The 16,042-nt window shown below is 72.1% G+C and carries 12 protein-coding genes and 1 pseudogene; 9 read left to right on the forward strand and 4 right to left on the reverse strand.

All coding sequences use genetic code 11. From position 1 onward, the window contains the following. Positions 1-62 precede the first annotated feature (62 nt). From lpdA to ACQEV8_RS12100, 6 genes are all read left to right on the forward strand, one after another. Positions 63-1,451: a dihydrolipoyl dehydrogenase gene (gene lpdA / locus ACQEV8_RS12075; RefSeq protein ID WP_432959644.1), complete on the forward strand. Its 1,389-nt coding sequence runs from the start codon at positions 63-65 to the stop codon at positions 1,449-1,451. Positions 1,452-1,512: 61 nt separating this feature from the next. Continuing rightward, positions 1,513-3,339 (forward strand): 2-oxoglutarate dehydrogenase, E2 component, dihydrolipoamide succinyltransferase, encoded by a 1,827-nt coding sequence (gene sucB / locus ACQEV8_RS12080; protein WP_432959645.1) that lies wholly within the window; start codon positions 1,513-1,515, stop codon positions 3,337-3,339. Positions 3,340-3,595: 256 nt separating this feature from the next. Continuing rightward, positions 3,596-4,219 carry a GntR family transcriptional regulator gene (locus ACQEV8_RS12085; RefSeq protein ID WP_432959646.1) on the forward strand — a complete coding sequence of 208 codons (624 nt, stop codon included), beginning with the start codon at positions 3,596-3,598 and terminating at the stop codon, positions 4,217-4,219. A gap of 269 nt (positions 4,220-4,488) precedes the next feature. Further along, positions 4,489-7,191 (forward strand): pyruvate dehydrogenase (acetyl-transferring), homodimeric type, encoded by a 2,703-nt coding sequence (gene aceE / locus ACQEV8_RS12090; RefSeq protein WP_432959647.1) that lies wholly within the window; start codon positions 4,489-4,491, stop codon positions 7,189-7,191. A 59-nt stretch (positions 7,192-7,250) separates the two neighbouring features. Continuing rightward, on the forward strand, positions 7,251-8,237 hold the full coding sequence (locus tag ACQEV8_RS12095; protein WP_432959648.1) for a helix-turn-helix transcriptional regulator: 987 nt from the start codon (positions 7,251-7,253) through the stop codon (positions 8,235-8,237). 56 nt (positions 8,238-8,293) lie between these two features. Further along, positions 8,294-8,812 carry a DUF4240 domain-containing protein gene (locus ACQEV8_RS12100; protein WP_432972627.1) on the forward strand — a complete coding sequence of 173 codons (519 nt, stop codon included), beginning with the start codon at positions 8,294-8,296 and terminating at the stop codon, positions 8,810-8,812. Here the strand turns inward: ACQEV8_RS12100 and ACQEV8_RS12105 are convergent. Beyond that, positions 8,802-8,996: a hypothetical protein gene (locus ACQEV8_RS12105; protein WP_432959649.1), complete on the reverse strand. Its 195-nt coding sequence runs from the start codon at positions 8,994-8,996 to the stop codon at positions 8,802-8,804. The two genes, ACQEV8_RS12100 and ACQEV8_RS12105, sit on opposite strands and share 11 nt — an antisense overlap. Further along, positions 8,993-9,975: pseudogene (locus ACQEV8_RS12110) on the reverse strand (peptidoglycan recognition protein family protein). Before ACQEV8_RS12110 ends, ACQEV8_RS12105 begins: the two are co-directional and overlap by 4 nt. Positions 9,976-10,101: 126 nt before the next feature. Here ACQEV8_RS12110 and ACQEV8_RS12115 point away from each other — a divergent pair. Then, the gene (locus tag ACQEV8_RS12115) at positions 10,102-11,286 is read left to right on the forward strand and encodes a MarP family serine protease (protein WP_432959650.1); all 1,185 of its coding nucleotides are present in this window, start codon (positions 10,102-10,104) and stop codon (positions 11,284-11,286) included. Positions 11,287-11,293: 7 nt separating this feature from the next. On the opposite strand, the gene ACQEV8_RS12120 is transcribed toward ACQEV8_RS12115, so the two are convergent. After that, positions 11,294-11,782 carry an N-acetyltransferase family protein gene (locus tag ACQEV8_RS12120; protein WP_432959651.1) on the reverse strand — a complete coding sequence of 163 codons (489 nt, stop codon included), beginning with the start codon at positions 11,780-11,782 and terminating at the stop codon, positions 11,294-11,296. Between the two features lie 71 nt (positions 11,783-11,853). Between ACQEV8_RS12120 and ACQEV8_RS12125 the strand changes: the two genes are divergently transcribed. Together ACQEV8_RS12125 and ACQEV8_RS12130 are read left to right on the forward strand one after the other, a co-directional pair. Continuing rightward, on the forward strand, positions 11,854-12,750 hold the full coding sequence (locus tag ACQEV8_RS12125) for a TIGR01777 family oxidoreductase (RefSeq protein ID WP_432959652.1): 897 nt from the start codon (positions 11,854-11,856) through the stop codon (positions 12,748-12,750). A gap of 245 nt (positions 12,751-12,995) precedes the next feature. Beyond that, positions 12,996-14,393, forward strand: a complete 1,398-nt coding sequence (locus tag ACQEV8_RS12130; protein ID WP_432959653.1) for an NAD(P)/FAD-dependent oxidoreductase — start codon at positions 12,996-12,998, stop codon at positions 14,391-14,393. A gap of 77 nt (positions 14,394-14,470) precedes the next feature. Here ACQEV8_RS12130 and ACQEV8_RS12135 read toward each other — a convergent pair whose 3' ends face one another. Then, the gene (locus ACQEV8_RS12135; RefSeq protein ID WP_432959654.1) at positions 14,471-15,949 is read right to left on the reverse strand and encodes a regulator; all 1,479 of its coding nucleotides are present in this window, start codon (positions 15,947-15,949) and stop codon (positions 14,471-14,473) included. Between the last annotated feature and the right edge of the window lie 93 nt (positions 15,950-16,042).

The following is a 16,042-nucleotide window of genomic DNA, read 5'->3' on the forward strand; positions in this document are numbered from 1 at the left end:
ACACCAGCCGCCTGCCGGTCAGTGAAGACCGGCGTACGGCGCACATGCATGGAGGACGTGACGTGGCGAACGACGCCAGCACCGTTTTCGACCTAGTGATCCTCGGCGGTGGCAGCGGTGGTTACGCCGCGGCCCTGCGAGGGGCGCAGCTGGGCCTGGACGTCGCCCTGATCGAGAAGGACAAGGTCGGCGGCACCTGCCTGCACCGGGGATGCATCCCCACCAAGGCCCTGCTGCACGCGGGCGAGATCGCCGACCAGGCCCGCGAGAGCGAGCAGTTCGGTGTGAAGGCCAGCTTCGAGGGCATCGACATCGCCGGCGTCCACAAGTACAAGGACGGCGTGATCTCCGGCCTGTACAAGGGTCTGCAGGGCCTCGTCGCCTCCCGCAAGGTGACGTACATCGAGGGTGAGGGCAAGCTCTCCTCCCCCACCTCCGTCGATGTGAACGGCCAGCGCGTCCAGGGCCGCCACGTGCTGCTCGCGACCGGCTCCGTGCCGAAGTCGCTGCCCGGCCTGGAGATCGACGGCAACCGCGTCATCTCCTCCGACCACGCCCTCGTCCTGGACCGTGTGCCGAAGTCGGCCATCGTCCTCGGCGGCGGTGTCATCGGCGTCGAGTTCGCCTCCGCCTGGAAGTCCTTCGGTGCGGACATCACGGTCATCGAGGGCCTGAAGCACCTCGTGCCCGTCGAGGACGAGAACTCGTCCAAGCTGCTGGAGCGCGCGTTCCGCAAGCGCGGCATCAAGTTCAACCTGGGCACGTTCTTCGAGAAGGCCGAGTACACCCAGGACGGTGTCAAGGTCACCCTCGCCGACGGCAAGGAGTTCGAGGCCGAGGTCCTGCTGGTCGCCGTCGGCCGCGGCCCGGTCTCCGCCGGCCTCGGTTACGAGGAGCAGGGCGTCGCCATGGACCGCGGCTACGTGCTGGTCGACGAGTACATGCGCACGAACGTCCCGACCATCTCCGCCGTCGGTGACCTGGTCCCGACCCTCCAGCTCGCGCACGTCGGCTTCGCCGAGGGCATCCTGGTGGCGGAGCGCCTGGCCGGTCTGAAGACCGTTCCGATCGACTACGACGGTGTCCCGCGGGTGACGTACTGCCACCCGGAGGTCGCCTCCGTCGGTATCACCGAGGCCAAGGCCAAGGAGATCTACGGCGCGGACAAGGTCGTCGCTCTGAAGTACAACCTCGCGGGCAACGGCAAGAGCAAGATCCTGAACACCACGGGCGAGATCAAGCTCGTCCAGGTCAAGGACGGTGCCGTGGTCGGCGTCCACATGGTCGGCGACCGCATGGGCGAGCAGGTCGGCGAAGCCCAGCTGATCTACAACTGGGAGGCGCTGCCCGCCGAGGTCGCGCAGCTCGTCCACGCCCACCCGACGCAGAACGAGGCGCTCGGCGAGGCCCACCTGGCCCTGGCCGGCAAGCCCCTCCACTCGCACGACTGACCCCTCGGTCGAGAAGCGACGACACAGACTTCCGCACTTTCCGTAAGGAGCAACCGAAACCATGGCGGTTTCCGTAACCCTTCCGGCGCTCGGCGAGAGCGTCACCGAGGGCACTGTCACCCGCTGGCTGAAGGCCGAGGGTGAGCGCGTCGAGGCCGACGAGCCGCTGCTCGAGGTCTCGACCGACAAGGTCGACACCGAGATCCCCTCCCCCGCAGCCGGCGTCCTGGCCTCCATCAAGGTCGCCGAGGACGAGACCGTTGAGGTCGGCGCCGAGCTGGCCCTCATCGACGACGGCAGCGGTGCCCCCGCCGCCGCCCCGGCCCCGGCCGCCGAGCAGGTCGCCGAGCCCGCTCCCGAGCCGGCCCCGGCCGCCCCGTCCACCGAGCAGGCATCTCCGGCGCCCGCTCCCACCGCCGACACCGCCGCCGGCGGCGGCGGCTCCGCCGAGGGCACGGACGTGGTCCTGCCCGCGCTCGGCGAGTCCGTCACCGAGGGCACCGTCACCCGCTGGCTGAAGTCGGTCGGTGACAGCGTCGAGGCCGACGAGCCGCTGCTCGAGGTCTCCACCGACAAGGTCGACACCGAGATCCCGGCGCCCACCGCGGGCACTCTGCTGGAGATCGTGGTCGGTGAGGACGAGACCGCCGAGGTCGGCGCCAAGCTCGCCGTCATCGGCGTCGCGGGTGCGGCTCCGGCCGCCGCCCCGGCGCAGGAGGCCCCGGCCGCTCCGGCCCAGCCCGAGCCCACCCCGGCTCCGGCCCCGGCGCAGCCCGCCCCGGCCCCGCAGGCCCCGTCGGCTCCGGCCCCGCAGCAGCAGACCACCCCGGCTCCCGACCCGGCCCCGGCCGCTCCGGCGCCCGCCCCGGCTCCGGCTCGGGCCCAGGCCCCGGCCGCTCCGGCCGCCGCCCAGCCGGCCGACGACGGTGCCTACGTCACCCCGCTGGTGCGCAAGCTCGCCGCCGAGAACGGCGTCGACCTGGCCGGCGTCCAGGGCACCGGTGTCGGCGGCCGTATCCGCAAGCAGGACGTCATCGCCGCCGCCGAGGCCGCGAAGGCCGCCGCCGCTGCCCCGGCTCCGGCCGCCGCCGCTGCCCCGGCTCCGGCCGCTGCCGCCGCCCAGGCTCCGGCCACCGGCAAGAAGGCCCCGGTGCTGGAGACCTCGCCGCTGCGCGGCCAGACCATCAAGATGCCGCGGATCCGCAAGGTCATCGGCGACAACATGGTCAAGGCCCTGCAGGAGCAGGCCCAGCTCTCCTCGGTCGTCGAGGTCGACGTCACGCGTCTGATGAAGCTGCGCGGCCGGGCCAAGGACTCCTTCGCGGCCCGCGAGGGCGTGAAGCTCTCCCCGATGCCGTTCTTCGTCAAGGCCGCGGCCCAGGCGCTGAAGGCGCACGCGCCGATCAACGCCAAGATCAACGAGGCCGAGGGGACCATCACCTACTTCGACACCGAGAACGTCGGTATCGCGGTGGACTCCGAGAAGGGCCTGATGACCCCGGTCATCAAGAACGCCGGTGACCTCAACCTGGCCGGTATCGCCAAGGCCACGGCGGAGCTCGCGGGCAAGGTCCGCGCCAACAAGATCACCCCGGACGAGCTGTCCGGCGCGACCTTCACCATCAGCAACACCGGGTCGCGCGGCGCGCTCTTCGACACGATCATCGTGCCGCCGGGCCAGGTCGCCATCCTCGGCATCGGCGCCACGGTCAAGCGCCCCGCCGTCATCGAGACGGAGGAGGGCACGGTCATCGGCGTCCGCGACATGACGTACCTGACCCTGTCCTACGACCACCGCCTGGTAGACGGCGCCGACGCGGCCCGCTACCTGACGGCGGTCAAGGCCATCCTGGAGGCGGGCGAGTTCGAGGTCGAGCTCGGCCTCTGACCTTCCTGCACGGCTGAACAGTGCCCCGTTCGGATTTTCCGGGCGGGGCACCGTCGTACCCGAGGGTCGCGGGGCTGTATCGATGTGCGGCTCCGCCGCGTGGGCGCGAGCGACCACAACCAACCGTCAGCCGAACGACAACCTCACACCCCCCGTGTAAGTCTCGTCTCACCTGCACCGAGACACCTGCGCCCACCCCGCCCGCGGAGCGAACCGGCCGTATTGTCTAAACGTCAATCCCGCCTAAGGAGCCCACATGACCGCGCCCGTCATCCACTCGCTGCGCGAGCAGATCCGCGAGCACATCCTGGAGGGGATCATCAGCGGACGCTGGCAGCCGGGCGAGCGGATCGTCGAGCGCCGGATCGCCACGGAGCTGGAGGTCAGCCAGACCCCGGTCCGCGAGGCTCTGCGCGAACTGGAGTCCCTGCGCCTGATCGAGTCCGCCCCCAACAAGGGCGTCCGGGTACGGAACCTCACCGCCGCCGACCTGGAGGAGAGCTACCCGGTCCGGGCCGGCCTGGAGGCCATCGCGGCGGAGCTGGCGGCCCAGGGGCTGGCCGAGAACTGCTCCGCGCTGGAGCCGCACGTCACCGCCCTGTACGAGGCCGACCGCGTCTCCGACGGCACGGCCCAGGTCCGCCACACCGTCGGCTTCCACCGCGAACTCGTCCGCGCGGCCGGCAACTCCGTCCTGCTGCACACCTGGGAAGGCCTCGGCATCGAGGTGTTCACGGCCCTGTCGATCCGCTGGCTGGGCACCCAGCAGCAGTCGTACGCCGAGGAGCACGAGGAACTCGTCGCCGCGTTCAAGCGCCGTGACCCCCGGATCGCGGAACTGGTGAAGGCGCACGTCCTGGGCTGCGCGCCCCGGGCGTGACACCCGAGCACACTCTCGCTCAAAAGCCTCCGACCTGCGAAAACCATCCGAAAATCGGTCACCGCGTGCCACTGCCGAAGGCACCCCGTGCCTACTTTCTCGTGATCAAGAGGTTTTACAGCTCAACCCTTTGATCGATCATCGATCAGCGAGTTACAGTCGCCGACGGGCTTGCCACCCAAGCCCAGCGCCCTGTCCTGCCAAAGACAAAGGGCACCCCCGAACCCTTACCGATGAGGGAACCCCCTTCGACTGAGGAAGGCGGCGACATGACCGACCCCAAAGCCATCCAGCCGAGCGAGCTCGACCAGCTCCCGGACCGGGACCCGGAGGAGACCGCCGAATGGCAGGCCTCCCTGGACGCGGTGACCGAGGCGGCCGGACCGCATCGTGCCGCATACCTCATGCGGCGCACGCTGGAGCGCGCCGAGGGCGCCGGCCTCGCGCTGCCGAAGCTCCTCGAGACCGACTACGTCAACTCCATCCCCACCGCCGCCGAGCCGGGCGTGCCCGGTGACGAGGCGATGGAGCAGCGGATCACCGCGTGGAACCGCTGGAACGCGGCCGCGATGGTGACCCGGGGCAGCAAGTACGGCGTCGGCGGCCACATCGCCACCTTCGCCTCGGCTGCCTGGCTCTACGAGACCGGCTTCAACCACTTCTTCAAAGGCAAAGAGGAAGACGGTTCCGGCGACCAGCTCTACATCCAGGGCCACGCCTCCCCCGGCATCTACGCCCGCGCCTTCCTCGACGGCCGGCTGAACGAGCAGCAGCTCGACAACTTCCGCCGCGAGGCGGGTGGCGACGGCCTGCCGTCCTACCCGCACCCGCGCCGTCTGCCCTGGCTGTGGGAGTTCCCGACGGTCTCCATGGGCCTCGGTCCGCTGTCGGCCATCTACCAGGCGCGCTTCAACCGCTACCTCGCCAACCGCGGCATCAAGGACACCGCCGGTTCGCACGTGTGGGCGTTCCTCGGCGACGGCGAGATGGACGAGCCCGAGTCGACGGCGGCCCTCGCGCTGGCGGCCCGTGAGGAGCTGGACAACCTCACGTTCGTCATCAACTGCAACCTGCAGCGCCTCGACGGCCCGGTCCGCGCCAACTTCAAGATCGTGCAGGAGCTGGAGGCCCAGTTCCGCGGCGCCGGCTGGAACGTGATCAAGACGCTGTGGGGCACGGCCTGGGACGAGCTGTTCCAGCTCGACACCACGGGCGCGCTCGTACGCCGTCTGCGTCAGGTACCGGACGCGCAGATCCAGACGTACCAGACGCGTGACGCCGCCTACATCCGCCAGGATTTCTTCGGCGGAGACCCGGCGCTCGTGGAGCTGGCGAAGCTGCTGAGCGACGACAAGATCCTCGAGTGTTTCCACCTCTCGCGCGGTGGTCACGAGGCGCGCAAGGTGTACGCCGCCTACCGTGCGGCCGTCGAGCACAAGGGCGCGCCGACCGTGATCCTGGCCCAGACGGTCAAGGGCCACACCCTCGGCGAGGGCTTCGCGTCGAAGAACGCCAACCACCAGATGAAGAAGCTGACGGTGGACGAGTTCAAGAACATGCGCGACCTGCTGGAGCTGCCGATCAAGGACAGCGACTTCGTGGACGGCGTGGTGCCCTACGGCCACCCGGGCGCCGACGCCCCCGAGGTCCGCTACCTCCAGGAGCGCCGTGCCGCCCTCGGCGGTCCGGCCCCGGCCCGTCGCGTGCACCCGGTCGCCCCGCTGCCCGCCCCGGCGGAGAAGGCGTTCGCGTCCTTCGACAAGGGCTCCGGCTCGCAGAACGTGGCGACGACGATGGCGTTCGTCCGCCTGGTCAAGGACCTGGTCCGCGACAAGGAGACGGGCAAGCGCTGGGTGCCGATCGTCCCGGACGAGGCGCGCACCTTCGGCATGGAGTCGCTGTTCCCGTCGCTCGGCATCTATTCGCCGAAGGGCCAGACGTACGAGCCGGTCGACCGCGACCAGCTGATGTACTACAAGGAGGCCAAGAACGGCCAGATCCTCAACGAGGGGATCACCGAGGCCGGTTCGATGGCCGACTTCATCGCCGCTTCGACGTCGTACGCGACGCACGGCGAGACGATGATCCCGTTCTACATCTTCTACTCGATGTTCGGCTGGCAGCGCACGGCCGACCAGATGTGGCAGCTCGGCGACCAGCTCGGCCGCGGCTTCCTCGTCGGCGCCACGGCCGGCCGCACCACCCTGACCGGTGAGGGCCTCCAGCACGCCGACGGCCACTCCCCCGTGATCGCGGCGACCAACCCGGCGGCCCTGTCGTACGACCCGGCGTTCGCCTACGAGGTCGCGGCGATCGTCAAGGACGGTCTGCGCCGGATGTACGGCGAGGCGGCCCCGGGTGAGGACCAGAACGTCTTCTACTACCTGACGGTCTACAACGAGCCGATGCCGCAGCCGGCGAAGCCGTCGGTGGACGGGGTCGACGAGGGCATCGTCAAGGGCCTGTACCGCTTCAACACGGCGGAGTCGGCGGGCATCACGCCCCCGGCCGACGCCCCGCGGATCCAGCTGCTCGGCTCCGGTACGGCGATCCACTGGGCGCTGAAGGCGCAGCAGCTGCTCGCCGAGGAGTGGGGTGTGGCGGCCGACGTGTGGTCGGCGACGTCCTGGGGCGAGCTGCGCCGGGACGCCCTGGAGGCGGACGACGCGCTGCTGCGCGGCGAGGAGCGGGTGCCGTTCGTGCGGCAGGCGCTCCAGGGCGCCGAGGGCCCGGTGCTGGCGGTCTCCGACTACATGCGCCAGGTCCCGGACCAGATCGCGCAGTGGGTCGAGCAGGACTGGTCCTCGCTGGGCGCCGACGGCTTCGGCCTCTCGGACACCCGTGAGGCGGCCCGCCGCCACTTCGGCGTGGACGCCGAGTCCATCGTCGTCGCGGCCCTGGCCCAGCTCGCCAAGCGCGGCGAGGTCAAGGCGACGGCCGTGAAGGAAGCGCGCGAGAAGTACGGACTGTAAGGATCGGTGAACAGCAGGGCCCCCGGCTTCGGTCGGGGGCCCTGCTGCATGATGTGCCCATGCGTGCTGCCCGGCTCATCAAGATGGTGCTGCTGCTCCAGTCCCGGCCCGCCATGACGGCCGCCGAACTCGCCCGTGAGCTGGAGGTATCGGAGCGGACGGTGACCCGGGACGCCCAGGCGCTGTCGGAGGCGGGCGTTCCGGTGTACGCGGACCGGGGCCGGGCGGGCGGGTATCGGCTGGTCGGCGGGTACCGAACGCGGCTGACCGGGCTGCACCGCGGCGAGGCGGAGGCACTGTTCCTGTCCGGGGTGCCGGGGGCGCTGCGCGAGATGGGCCTGGAGGACGCCGCCTCGGCCGCTCGGTTGAAGGTGTCGGCGGCCCTGCTGCCGTCCCTGCGGGACGCCTCGAAGGCGGCGGCGCAACGCTTCCATCTGGACGCGCCGAACTGGTTCAAGGAGCCGAGGACGCCCGCGCTGCTGCCGGCCGTCGCCGACGCCGTGTGGGACGACCGGCGGGTCGTCGCCCGTTACCGGCGCGGGGAGGACGAGGCCGTCCGGGAGCTGGAGCCGTACGGGCTCGTGCTGAAGGCGGGCGTCTGGTACCTGTGCGCGCGGGTGGCCGGGGGCGGGTCCTTCCGGGTGTACCGGATCGACCGGTTCACGGCGGTGGACCCGGGCGAGGAGCGCTTCGAGCGGGAGCCGGAGTTCGAGCTGCCCGCCTTCTGGGAGGAGCGGGCGGAACAGTTCGCCCGGTCCATCCTGCGGGCGCGGGTGGTGGTGCGGTTGTCCCCCGACGGTGTGCGCGCGCTGCCGTACGCCCTCGATTCGCTGTCCGCGAGGGAGGCCCTGGCGGACGCGGACGGTCCGGACGGCGACGGATGGGTGACGGTGGCTCTGCCGGTGGAGTCCGAGGAGGTCGCCCACACCCAGCTGACGGCGCTCGGCCCGGAGGTGGAGGTGCTGGCGCCCGAGGCCCTGCGCGAGCGGTTCGCGGCGGACGCGCTGCGGCTGGCGGGGCTGTACCACCCCGAGCGCCCCTCATAACGATCCCGCGCACTCCGGGTGCGCCCGTGTGCCCCAGGGCCGATGCTTGTCCCGTGATGGACGAGACGGAGTTCTGGAAGCTGGTGGACGACTCGCGCGAGGCCGCCGAAGGCGACCCGGAGGAGCAGGCCGACCTGCTCGTGGAGCGGCTCTCGCAGCTGGACCCGGACTCGGTCCTGGACTTCGCCCGTCACTTCGAGTCGCGCTACAACCGTGCCTACCGGTGGGACCTGTGGGGCGCCGCCTGGGTGCTGCTGGACGGGGCGAGCGACGACGCCTTCGACTTCTTCCGGTGCTGGCTGATCGGCCAGGGCCGGCATGTCTTCGAGGGCGCCGTGCACGACCCGGACTCGCTCGCCGAGCTGCTGGACGAGTTCGACGAGGAGATCGACGGCGACGGAGAGGAACTCGGCTACGCGGCGGACGAGGCCTACGAGCAGCTCACCGGCGTGGTCGCCCCGGATCTGGAGATCCCGCCCGCGCCCCCGGAGCCGGAGGGCACGTCGCTCGACTTCGAGAACGAGCGGCTCCTCGCCGACCGATACCCCCGGTTGTGGGACCGCTTCAGGGGCTGACGGCCAGGCTCCGGGTCTCGGCCTTCACCTCGTGATGCAGCGGGGCCGCGTTGGCCTGGTCCAGGGCGGACGCGGTGGCCGCCGCCGGGCCCAGGACGACGGTCGCGACCGCGCGGAGCACCGCCCAGGGGCCGCGCGTGGCCGCGCTCCAGGTGTGCGGGTTCTTCGTACGAACGTGGTTCATGGTCCCCACCTCCGGTCGGCTGCCTGTGGTGGTGACCGTAGGGCGCCGGGATCTGAGGACACTGCGCGCCGGCTGTGGCCTTGCTGTGGGTCCTCCGGCCGGTGCTGCAGGCGGGCCGCCAGCTCTCTGATCTCCGGCAGGCGGGCGTGCAGGGCGGCGCCGGGGCAGCTGGTCATGTAGCCGTCGTTGTGGCCCGCGAGGGCGGGCAGTTTCGCGGTGGTGCCGGCCGCGTACCGGCTCAGGCCGTTGCTGGAGACCAGGCGGACGCTGGCCCGCGGGTCGGTGCCGGACAGGCCCAGTTTCCAGGCGGACAGCGCGGCGATGGCGTGGATCATGGCCTGCGGTACGGGCATGCCGTCGGTGAAGGTGCCGAGGGCGGCGATGCCCGTGGTGCCGTGGTTGAAGCCCTGGGTGTGGGCGCCGGTGACGGCGCGCTCGACGCCTCCGGCGCGGCCCTCGTAGACGGTGCCGCAGCGGTCGACGACGAAGTTGTAGCCGATGTCGTCCCAGTCGCGGGTGCCGGTCTGGCCGGTGTACACGTCCCGGATGATGCGGGGCGAGTCGGCGCAGTCGTAGCCGTTGGGCGTGTCGGTGTGGTGGATGAACACGGCGGAGACCCGGTCGTCGTAGCGGGGGCGTGGCTGGGTGCGGGCGGCGTCGCCCAGCCAGTGCGACCGGAGCACGATGTGCGGCCGGGGGCGGTGTAGGGCTTGGCGGTGGGGTGGGCCGCGGCCGGCTCGGGGGCGCTGTCGGCGGCGTTCTCGACGCCGTAGGCGCACAGCACCAGCGCGACGGCGGCGGAGAGGCCCGGCAGGCAGCCGAGGCCCACCCGGGCGGCGCGCGGCAGTCCGGATATTCCGGGTGTCCTGGCGGCGCGGTGCCTGCGCGCACCCGGCCGTCTTCGGAAGACACGCATGTGCTCACTGTCGGCCCGATCCGGTCCGTCCGCGATGTGTGATGTGCCACCCGGTGGAACCATCGTCACGGTCCGCGACGTTTTTCCTGGTGCACGGACGCGTGGCCGGTTCTGATCATCCGCGCGCGTGTGACTGATCACCGGGCCCTCCCCCACGTACTAAGGGGTTCCGAATGAAAGGCGGCGTGCGTGGACCTGCTCGACATCCTGCTGTTGCTGGTCGTCCTGGCCCATGCGGCGTCCGGGTACCGGCGCGGGCTGGTGGCCGGCTGTGTGTCACTGGCGGGCTTCGTGGGCGGCGCGGTCATCGGCGTATGGGTCCTGCCGTGGGTGATGGACCTGGTGACGCCGGGGACCACGGGGGCGACGCTGACAGCGGTGTTCACGGTGCTGCTCCCGGCGGTGGTGGGCCACGAGCTGGCGGGGCGCCTCGCGCTGCGGCTGCGGCGGGAGCTGGACAGAGGGCCGCTCAGAGTGGCGGACGGGATCGGCGGGGCCGTGGCCAACGCCGTGGCCGTGCTGATCGTGGCGTGGGTGGCCGCGAGCGTCCTGGGCGTGTCCTCGTCGCCGCTGGTCACCTCGGCGATCCGGGACTCGCGGGTGCTCGACGCCGTGCAGCGGACGATGCCGGACACCACGCCGGACTGGTTCTCGGGGGCCACATCCGCGCTGACCCAGGCGGGTTTCCCGCAGGTCTTCAACCCGTTCGAGAACGAGTCGACCGCCGAGGTCGCCGCGCCCTCCGGTGACAGCGTCACAGCGGCCGCCACCAATGCCGCCAAGCGGAGCACGGTGAAGGTCGAGGGCGTCGCCGGCACCCAGGGCCGCGAGGGCAGCGGGTTCGTGTACTCCCGGGAACACGTGATGACCAACGCCCATGTGGTGGCCGGCATCGACGAGCCGACCGTGCAGATCGGCGGGGTCGGTCGGACGTACGAGGCGCGGGTGGTGCTCTTCGACTCGCAGAAGGACGTGGCCGTGCTGTACGTGCCGGGTCTGAAGGCCCCGGTGCTGCCGTTCGACGACGCGGCGGAGCGCGGCGACTCGGCGGTCGTCGCGGGCTATCCGCAGGACGGCGACCTGAACCTCCAGGCAGCGACGGTCGCGAACCGCGTGCGGGCGACGGGCCAGAACATCTACAACGACGGGACGGTCACCCGCGAGATCTACTCGATCCGCTCCACCGTCCGCCCCGGCAACTCCGGCGGCCCGCTCCTCACCACCGACGGCCGGGTCTACGGCGTGGTCTTCGCCCGCTCCACCTCGGACGCCGAGACCGGCTACGTCCTGACGGCTGCCGAGGTCGCCTCGGACGCGCGAGGGGCGGCGGACGCGACGACTCCGGTGGACACGGGCGAGCTGGCCGCGTCATAGATCCGGCTCAGAGGGCGTGCCCCATCAGTACGTCATCGACGTACTTCCCGTCGAGCAGGAACTCCTCGGGCAGGATCCCCTCCACCGCGAACCCCTCGGACTCGTAGAGTCCCCGGGCCGCGACGTTGTGGGCGAGGACGCGCAGGGTGAGGCGGCGGGCGCCGCGCCGGCGGGCCTCGTCGACGGCGGCGCGGACCAGCGCCCGCCCGACGCCCCGGCCGCGCGTGTGCTCGCCGACGGCCAGGCCCTGGATCTGGCGGACGTGCCGGTTGGCCTCGACCGGGGTGGGGAAGCCGAGGTGGACATAGCCCGCGAGGCGGTCGCCGGCCTCGGCGACAAGGCAGTCCTCGGGCGGGTGCCGCTCGCTGAAGAAGGGCGGGTACGGCGGCTGCGGCTCGGGCATCACGGCATGCAGAGGCGACCAGACGGCGCGGTCGAGCAGCCCGAGCTCTTCCTCGTCGTCGAGCCGTGCGGAGCGTATGTGCGGGGTCGGCATGGCGGTCACGTTACGTCGGCGAGACCGGTTCCCGACGGGGTTTTTATGGCGACGACCGGCAAGATTGAGCCATGCGACGCATCGCGGTGACCGGCGCCTCCGGTCTGATCGGCAGCGCTCTGACGCGGTCTCTGACCGCGGACGGGCACGAGGTGGTGCGCCTGGTGCGCCATGAGCCCCGGGCGGCGGACGAGGTCCGCTGGGACCCGGAGGGCGGCAGTGTGGACGCGGCCGGGCTCGCCGGGTGCCACGGGGTGGTGAACCTGGCGGGGGCCGGGGTCGGCGACCGCCGCTGGACGGACGCCTACAAGCGGCGGATCCACGACAGCCGGGTGAACGGCACGGCGGCGCTCGCCGAGGCCGTCGCCTCGCTCGGCGACAGGGACCGGCCGCGGGTGTTCGTGAACGGCAGCGCCATGGGCTACTACGGCGAGACCGGGGACCGGACCGTCGACGAGAGCGCGCCGGCGGGCGAGGGCTTCCTGCCCTCGCTGTGCGTGGAGTGGGAGGGCGCCACGGCACCGGCCCAGGAGGCCGGCGTCCGCACGGTGTTCACCCGGACCGGCCTGGTCGTGTCCCGCGACGGCGGTGCGTGGGGGCGGCTGTTCCCGCTGTTCCAGGCGGGGCTCGGCGGGCGGATGGGCGACGGGCGGCAGTACTGGTCGTTCATCGCGCTGCACGACGAGGTGGCCGCGATCCGGCATCTCATCGACTCGGACGGTCTGTCAGGACCGTTCAACCTCACCGCCCCTCATCCCCTGACGAACCGTGAGATCACCGCGGCGATGGGACGCGTGCTGCGCCGCCCGACGCTGTTCACCGTGCCCGCGCCCGTCCTGCGGAGCGTGCTCGGCGAGATGGCGGGAGATGTGCTCGGCAGCGCCCGGGTGCTGCCCACGCGGCTGCTGGAGTCGGGCTTCCGGTTCGCGTTCCCGGAGATCGAGGGGGCGATCCGGGCGGCGCTGTGATGGCCCCGGTGCAGGTCCGGTACGGGTCCCGGCCGTTCCGGGACGGCTTCGAGTCGGCTCCCAGCCCTCTGCGACCACTTCATGCCCACAAGGCATCCGTATGCGACCGCCGTGCGACCGTGCCCTGTTGATGCGCGACCCCATTTGACCGATCACAGCCCTACCCTCGACCAGAACTCGCGTATCCCTGCGGCCTGTTGAGGGCATGACGTCTCCAGCGCCCGCGCAACCTCGAGGAGGGGCACGTGCTTGAGCCCGCGTACCAGGCGGACGTGGTCGTCGTGGGGGCCGGGATCGCCGGACTCTCGGCCGCGAACCGGCTCACCCGCGCAGGAGTGACGACCATGGTTCTGGAGGCCGCCCACGGGGTCGGCGGCCGCATGGCGACGGAGAAGGTCGACGGCTTCCGGCTCGACCGCATCGGCCAGTTGCTGTCCACGGCGTATCCGGAACTACGACTGACCCCCGGCCTGGGCGGGCTGGTGTTGCGCCCCTTCGCGCCCGGTGTCCTGCTGCACGGCGACGGACGCCACCATCGCGCGGGCGTCCAGGCGGGCGCAGGGGGCGCACGGGGCGCACTCCACGCGGTGCGCGCCCTGGCGAGCGCTCCCCGGTCGCCGGTCGCGCCCAGGAGGCCGGTGGCGGTACCGGGCCGGCAGGTCTCCGTGCCCCGGAGCCGGTCCGGCGCCCCGCTCGGCACGGCCGTCGACCAGGCCCGGCTGGGGGCCGCTCTCACCCGGCTGGCGAGCACCCCGGCCGAACGGCTGCTGGCCCGCCCGGAGCGGCCCGCCGGTGAGGCCCTGGCAGCGCGCGGACTGCCCGCCCGTACGATCGACGGCTTCCTGCGGCCGCTGCTCGCCGCCCTGTTGTGCGACCCGGACCTGACCACGTCCAGCCGGTGCGCGGACCTGGCGCTGCGGGCCTTCGCGAGTGGCCGGCTGTGCGTACCGGAGGGCGGCGCGGAGGCCCTGCCGGAGCTGCTGGCCCGCACGCTGCCGCCGGGCACCGTACACACCGGCGTGCGCGTCACCTCCGTCTCCACGACCTCGGTGACCACCGCCGAGCACGGCGAGATCCGCTGCCGGGCGGTGCTGGTGGCGACCGATGCCCGGGCCGCCGCCGAGCTGCTGCCGGGCCTGCGGGTGCCGGACTTTCATCCGGTGACGGTGGTGCACCACACGACCGACGAGCCGCCTCAGACGGGGGCGTCGCTGCTGCTCGACGCGGACCTCGGCGGGCCGGTCGCACATACGGCGGTGGTGAGCCGCGTCGATCCGTCCCGGGCCCCTGCCGGGCGGGCGCTGGTGTCTTCGACGGTGCTGGGGCGGCCGCCGGGGGATGTCGACACGGCCGTGCGGATGCACCTGGCGCGGCTGTACGGGATGCCGACGGCCCGGTGGGAGACGCTGGCCGTGCACCAGACCGTGGAGGCCGTGCCGGCGATGCGGCCGCCGCATGATCTGCGGCGGCCGGTGCGGTTGATCGCCGGACTGTATGTGTGTGGGGATCACCGGGATACCAGCACGGTGCAGGGGGCTTTGCACTCCGGGCATCGGGCTTCGGCGGCGATTCTGACGGACTTGGGGGCGGGGCGGTCGATGCATGTCGCCGATCCGCTGCCGACCGTGCCGCGGGCTGCTTAGGTGCTTCTCGGCTGCGGGTGCGTGGGGGCTGGTCGCGCCCACGCGGCGGAGCCGCCCATCGACACAGCCACGCGCCCCTAAAGAAGGGCGGCTACCTTGTCGCGGTAAGTCCGTACCGGGGCCGCGTCCTTGTACGGCTCCAGTCTCCGTTCGAAGTCCCTCACGTACTCCACCGCCCGCACCGAACGCATCTCCGCGGCCTGGCCCGCCGCCTCCGCTCCGAGTTGGCAGGCCTGGTCGAGTTCGCCCAGGCCCAGGCGGGCGGTGGCCAGGACCACACGGCAGAAGAGGCGGCTGCGGGCGTAGGAGGGGGCGCGTAGCTGCAAGGAGCGTTCCGCGTGCTGGGCGGCGGCGCGGAACTGCTGCAGGTCGCGGTGGCAGTGGCCGAACTCGTCGGCGAGCTGTGCCTCGTCGAAGAACTTCGCCCAGTGCGGTACGTCGTCCCCGGGCCGGGCCGTCTCCAGGGCACGCTCGGCGCGTACCAGGGCCGCGGTGCAGGCCCGGACCTCGCCGAGCACCCCGTGCCCGCGTGCCTCGGAGGCGTGCAGCAGCGTCTGCACGACGGGCGGGGCCGAGGTGCCGACGCCCTGCTGTGCCACGCGGGCGAGCTGCACGGCCTCCCGCCCGTGCCCGAGATAGACGGCCTGGCGGCTCATGGTGACCAGCACATACGCCCCGTACGTCCGGTCCCCGGCCGCCTGGGCGAGCCGGAGCGCCTGCACGAAGTAGCGCTGGGCGAGTCCGTGCGCGGCGATGTCGTACGACGTCCAGCCCGCGAGCCGGGTGAGGTCGGCGGCTGCCGCGAACAGCCGGCGGCCGGTCTGCTCGCCGTAGGTGCCGCGCAGCATCGGCTCGCACTCGTGCTCCAGATAGCGCACGAGGGCCTGGCGGGCGTGACCGCCGCCGTAGGCGTCGTCGAGGGTGCGGAAGAGCTCCCCGACCGAGCGCAGGGCGGCGATGTCGCCGGCGGTGACCTTCTGGCCGGGGCCGCGCTCGGCCAGGCCGCGCTGGCGGGGCAGGGAGGCAATGCCCGGCTCTGCCGACCCCGGGAGTCGGACGGGGACGCGGCCCTGGGCCGGGATGCGGGCTGCGGGCGGCTCGCCCCGGGCGACCTTCTCGTCGGCCCGGCCGATCAGCCAGTCCCGGCTCGGCACGACGAGCCCGGCCGGGGTGAAGGCGATCTTGCGCAGCTCGGCGTGGCTGCCGGAGTCCTTGCGCCACAGCCCGCTGACGATGTCGACGGCCTCCTCGGGGGCGGCCGCGAACTCCAGCCCCGCGTAGACCGGGGCGCAGGCGTCCAGGCCGAGGTCCTGGGCGGTGAGGCGGCGGCCCAGGCGCCGGGTGAAGACCTCGGCGATGAGCGCGGGTGTGGTGCCCCGGGGCTGCTGGCCGCGCAGCCATCGGGTGACGGAGGTCTTGTCGTATCTCAAGTCGAGCCCGTGTTCGAGACCGAGCTGGTCCACGCGACGGGCGAGTCCCGCGTTGGAGAACCCCGCTTCTGCGATGAGCGCGGCGAGCTGTCGGTTGGGGGTGCGCTGCGCGGGTCGTTCCGTCATGGTGCGGTGCGGTCTCCTGCCTTCCGGTGTCAGTGCTGTGCCGGATTGCCTGTGAGCAGGCCTTTTGGCTTGCTGGACGGCGCGAATGTAGCG

This window comes from Streptomyces sp. CA-179760 (assembly GCF_050937045.1).
GTDB lineage: Bacteria > Actinomycetota > Actinomycetes > Streptomycetales > Streptomycetaceae > Streptomyces.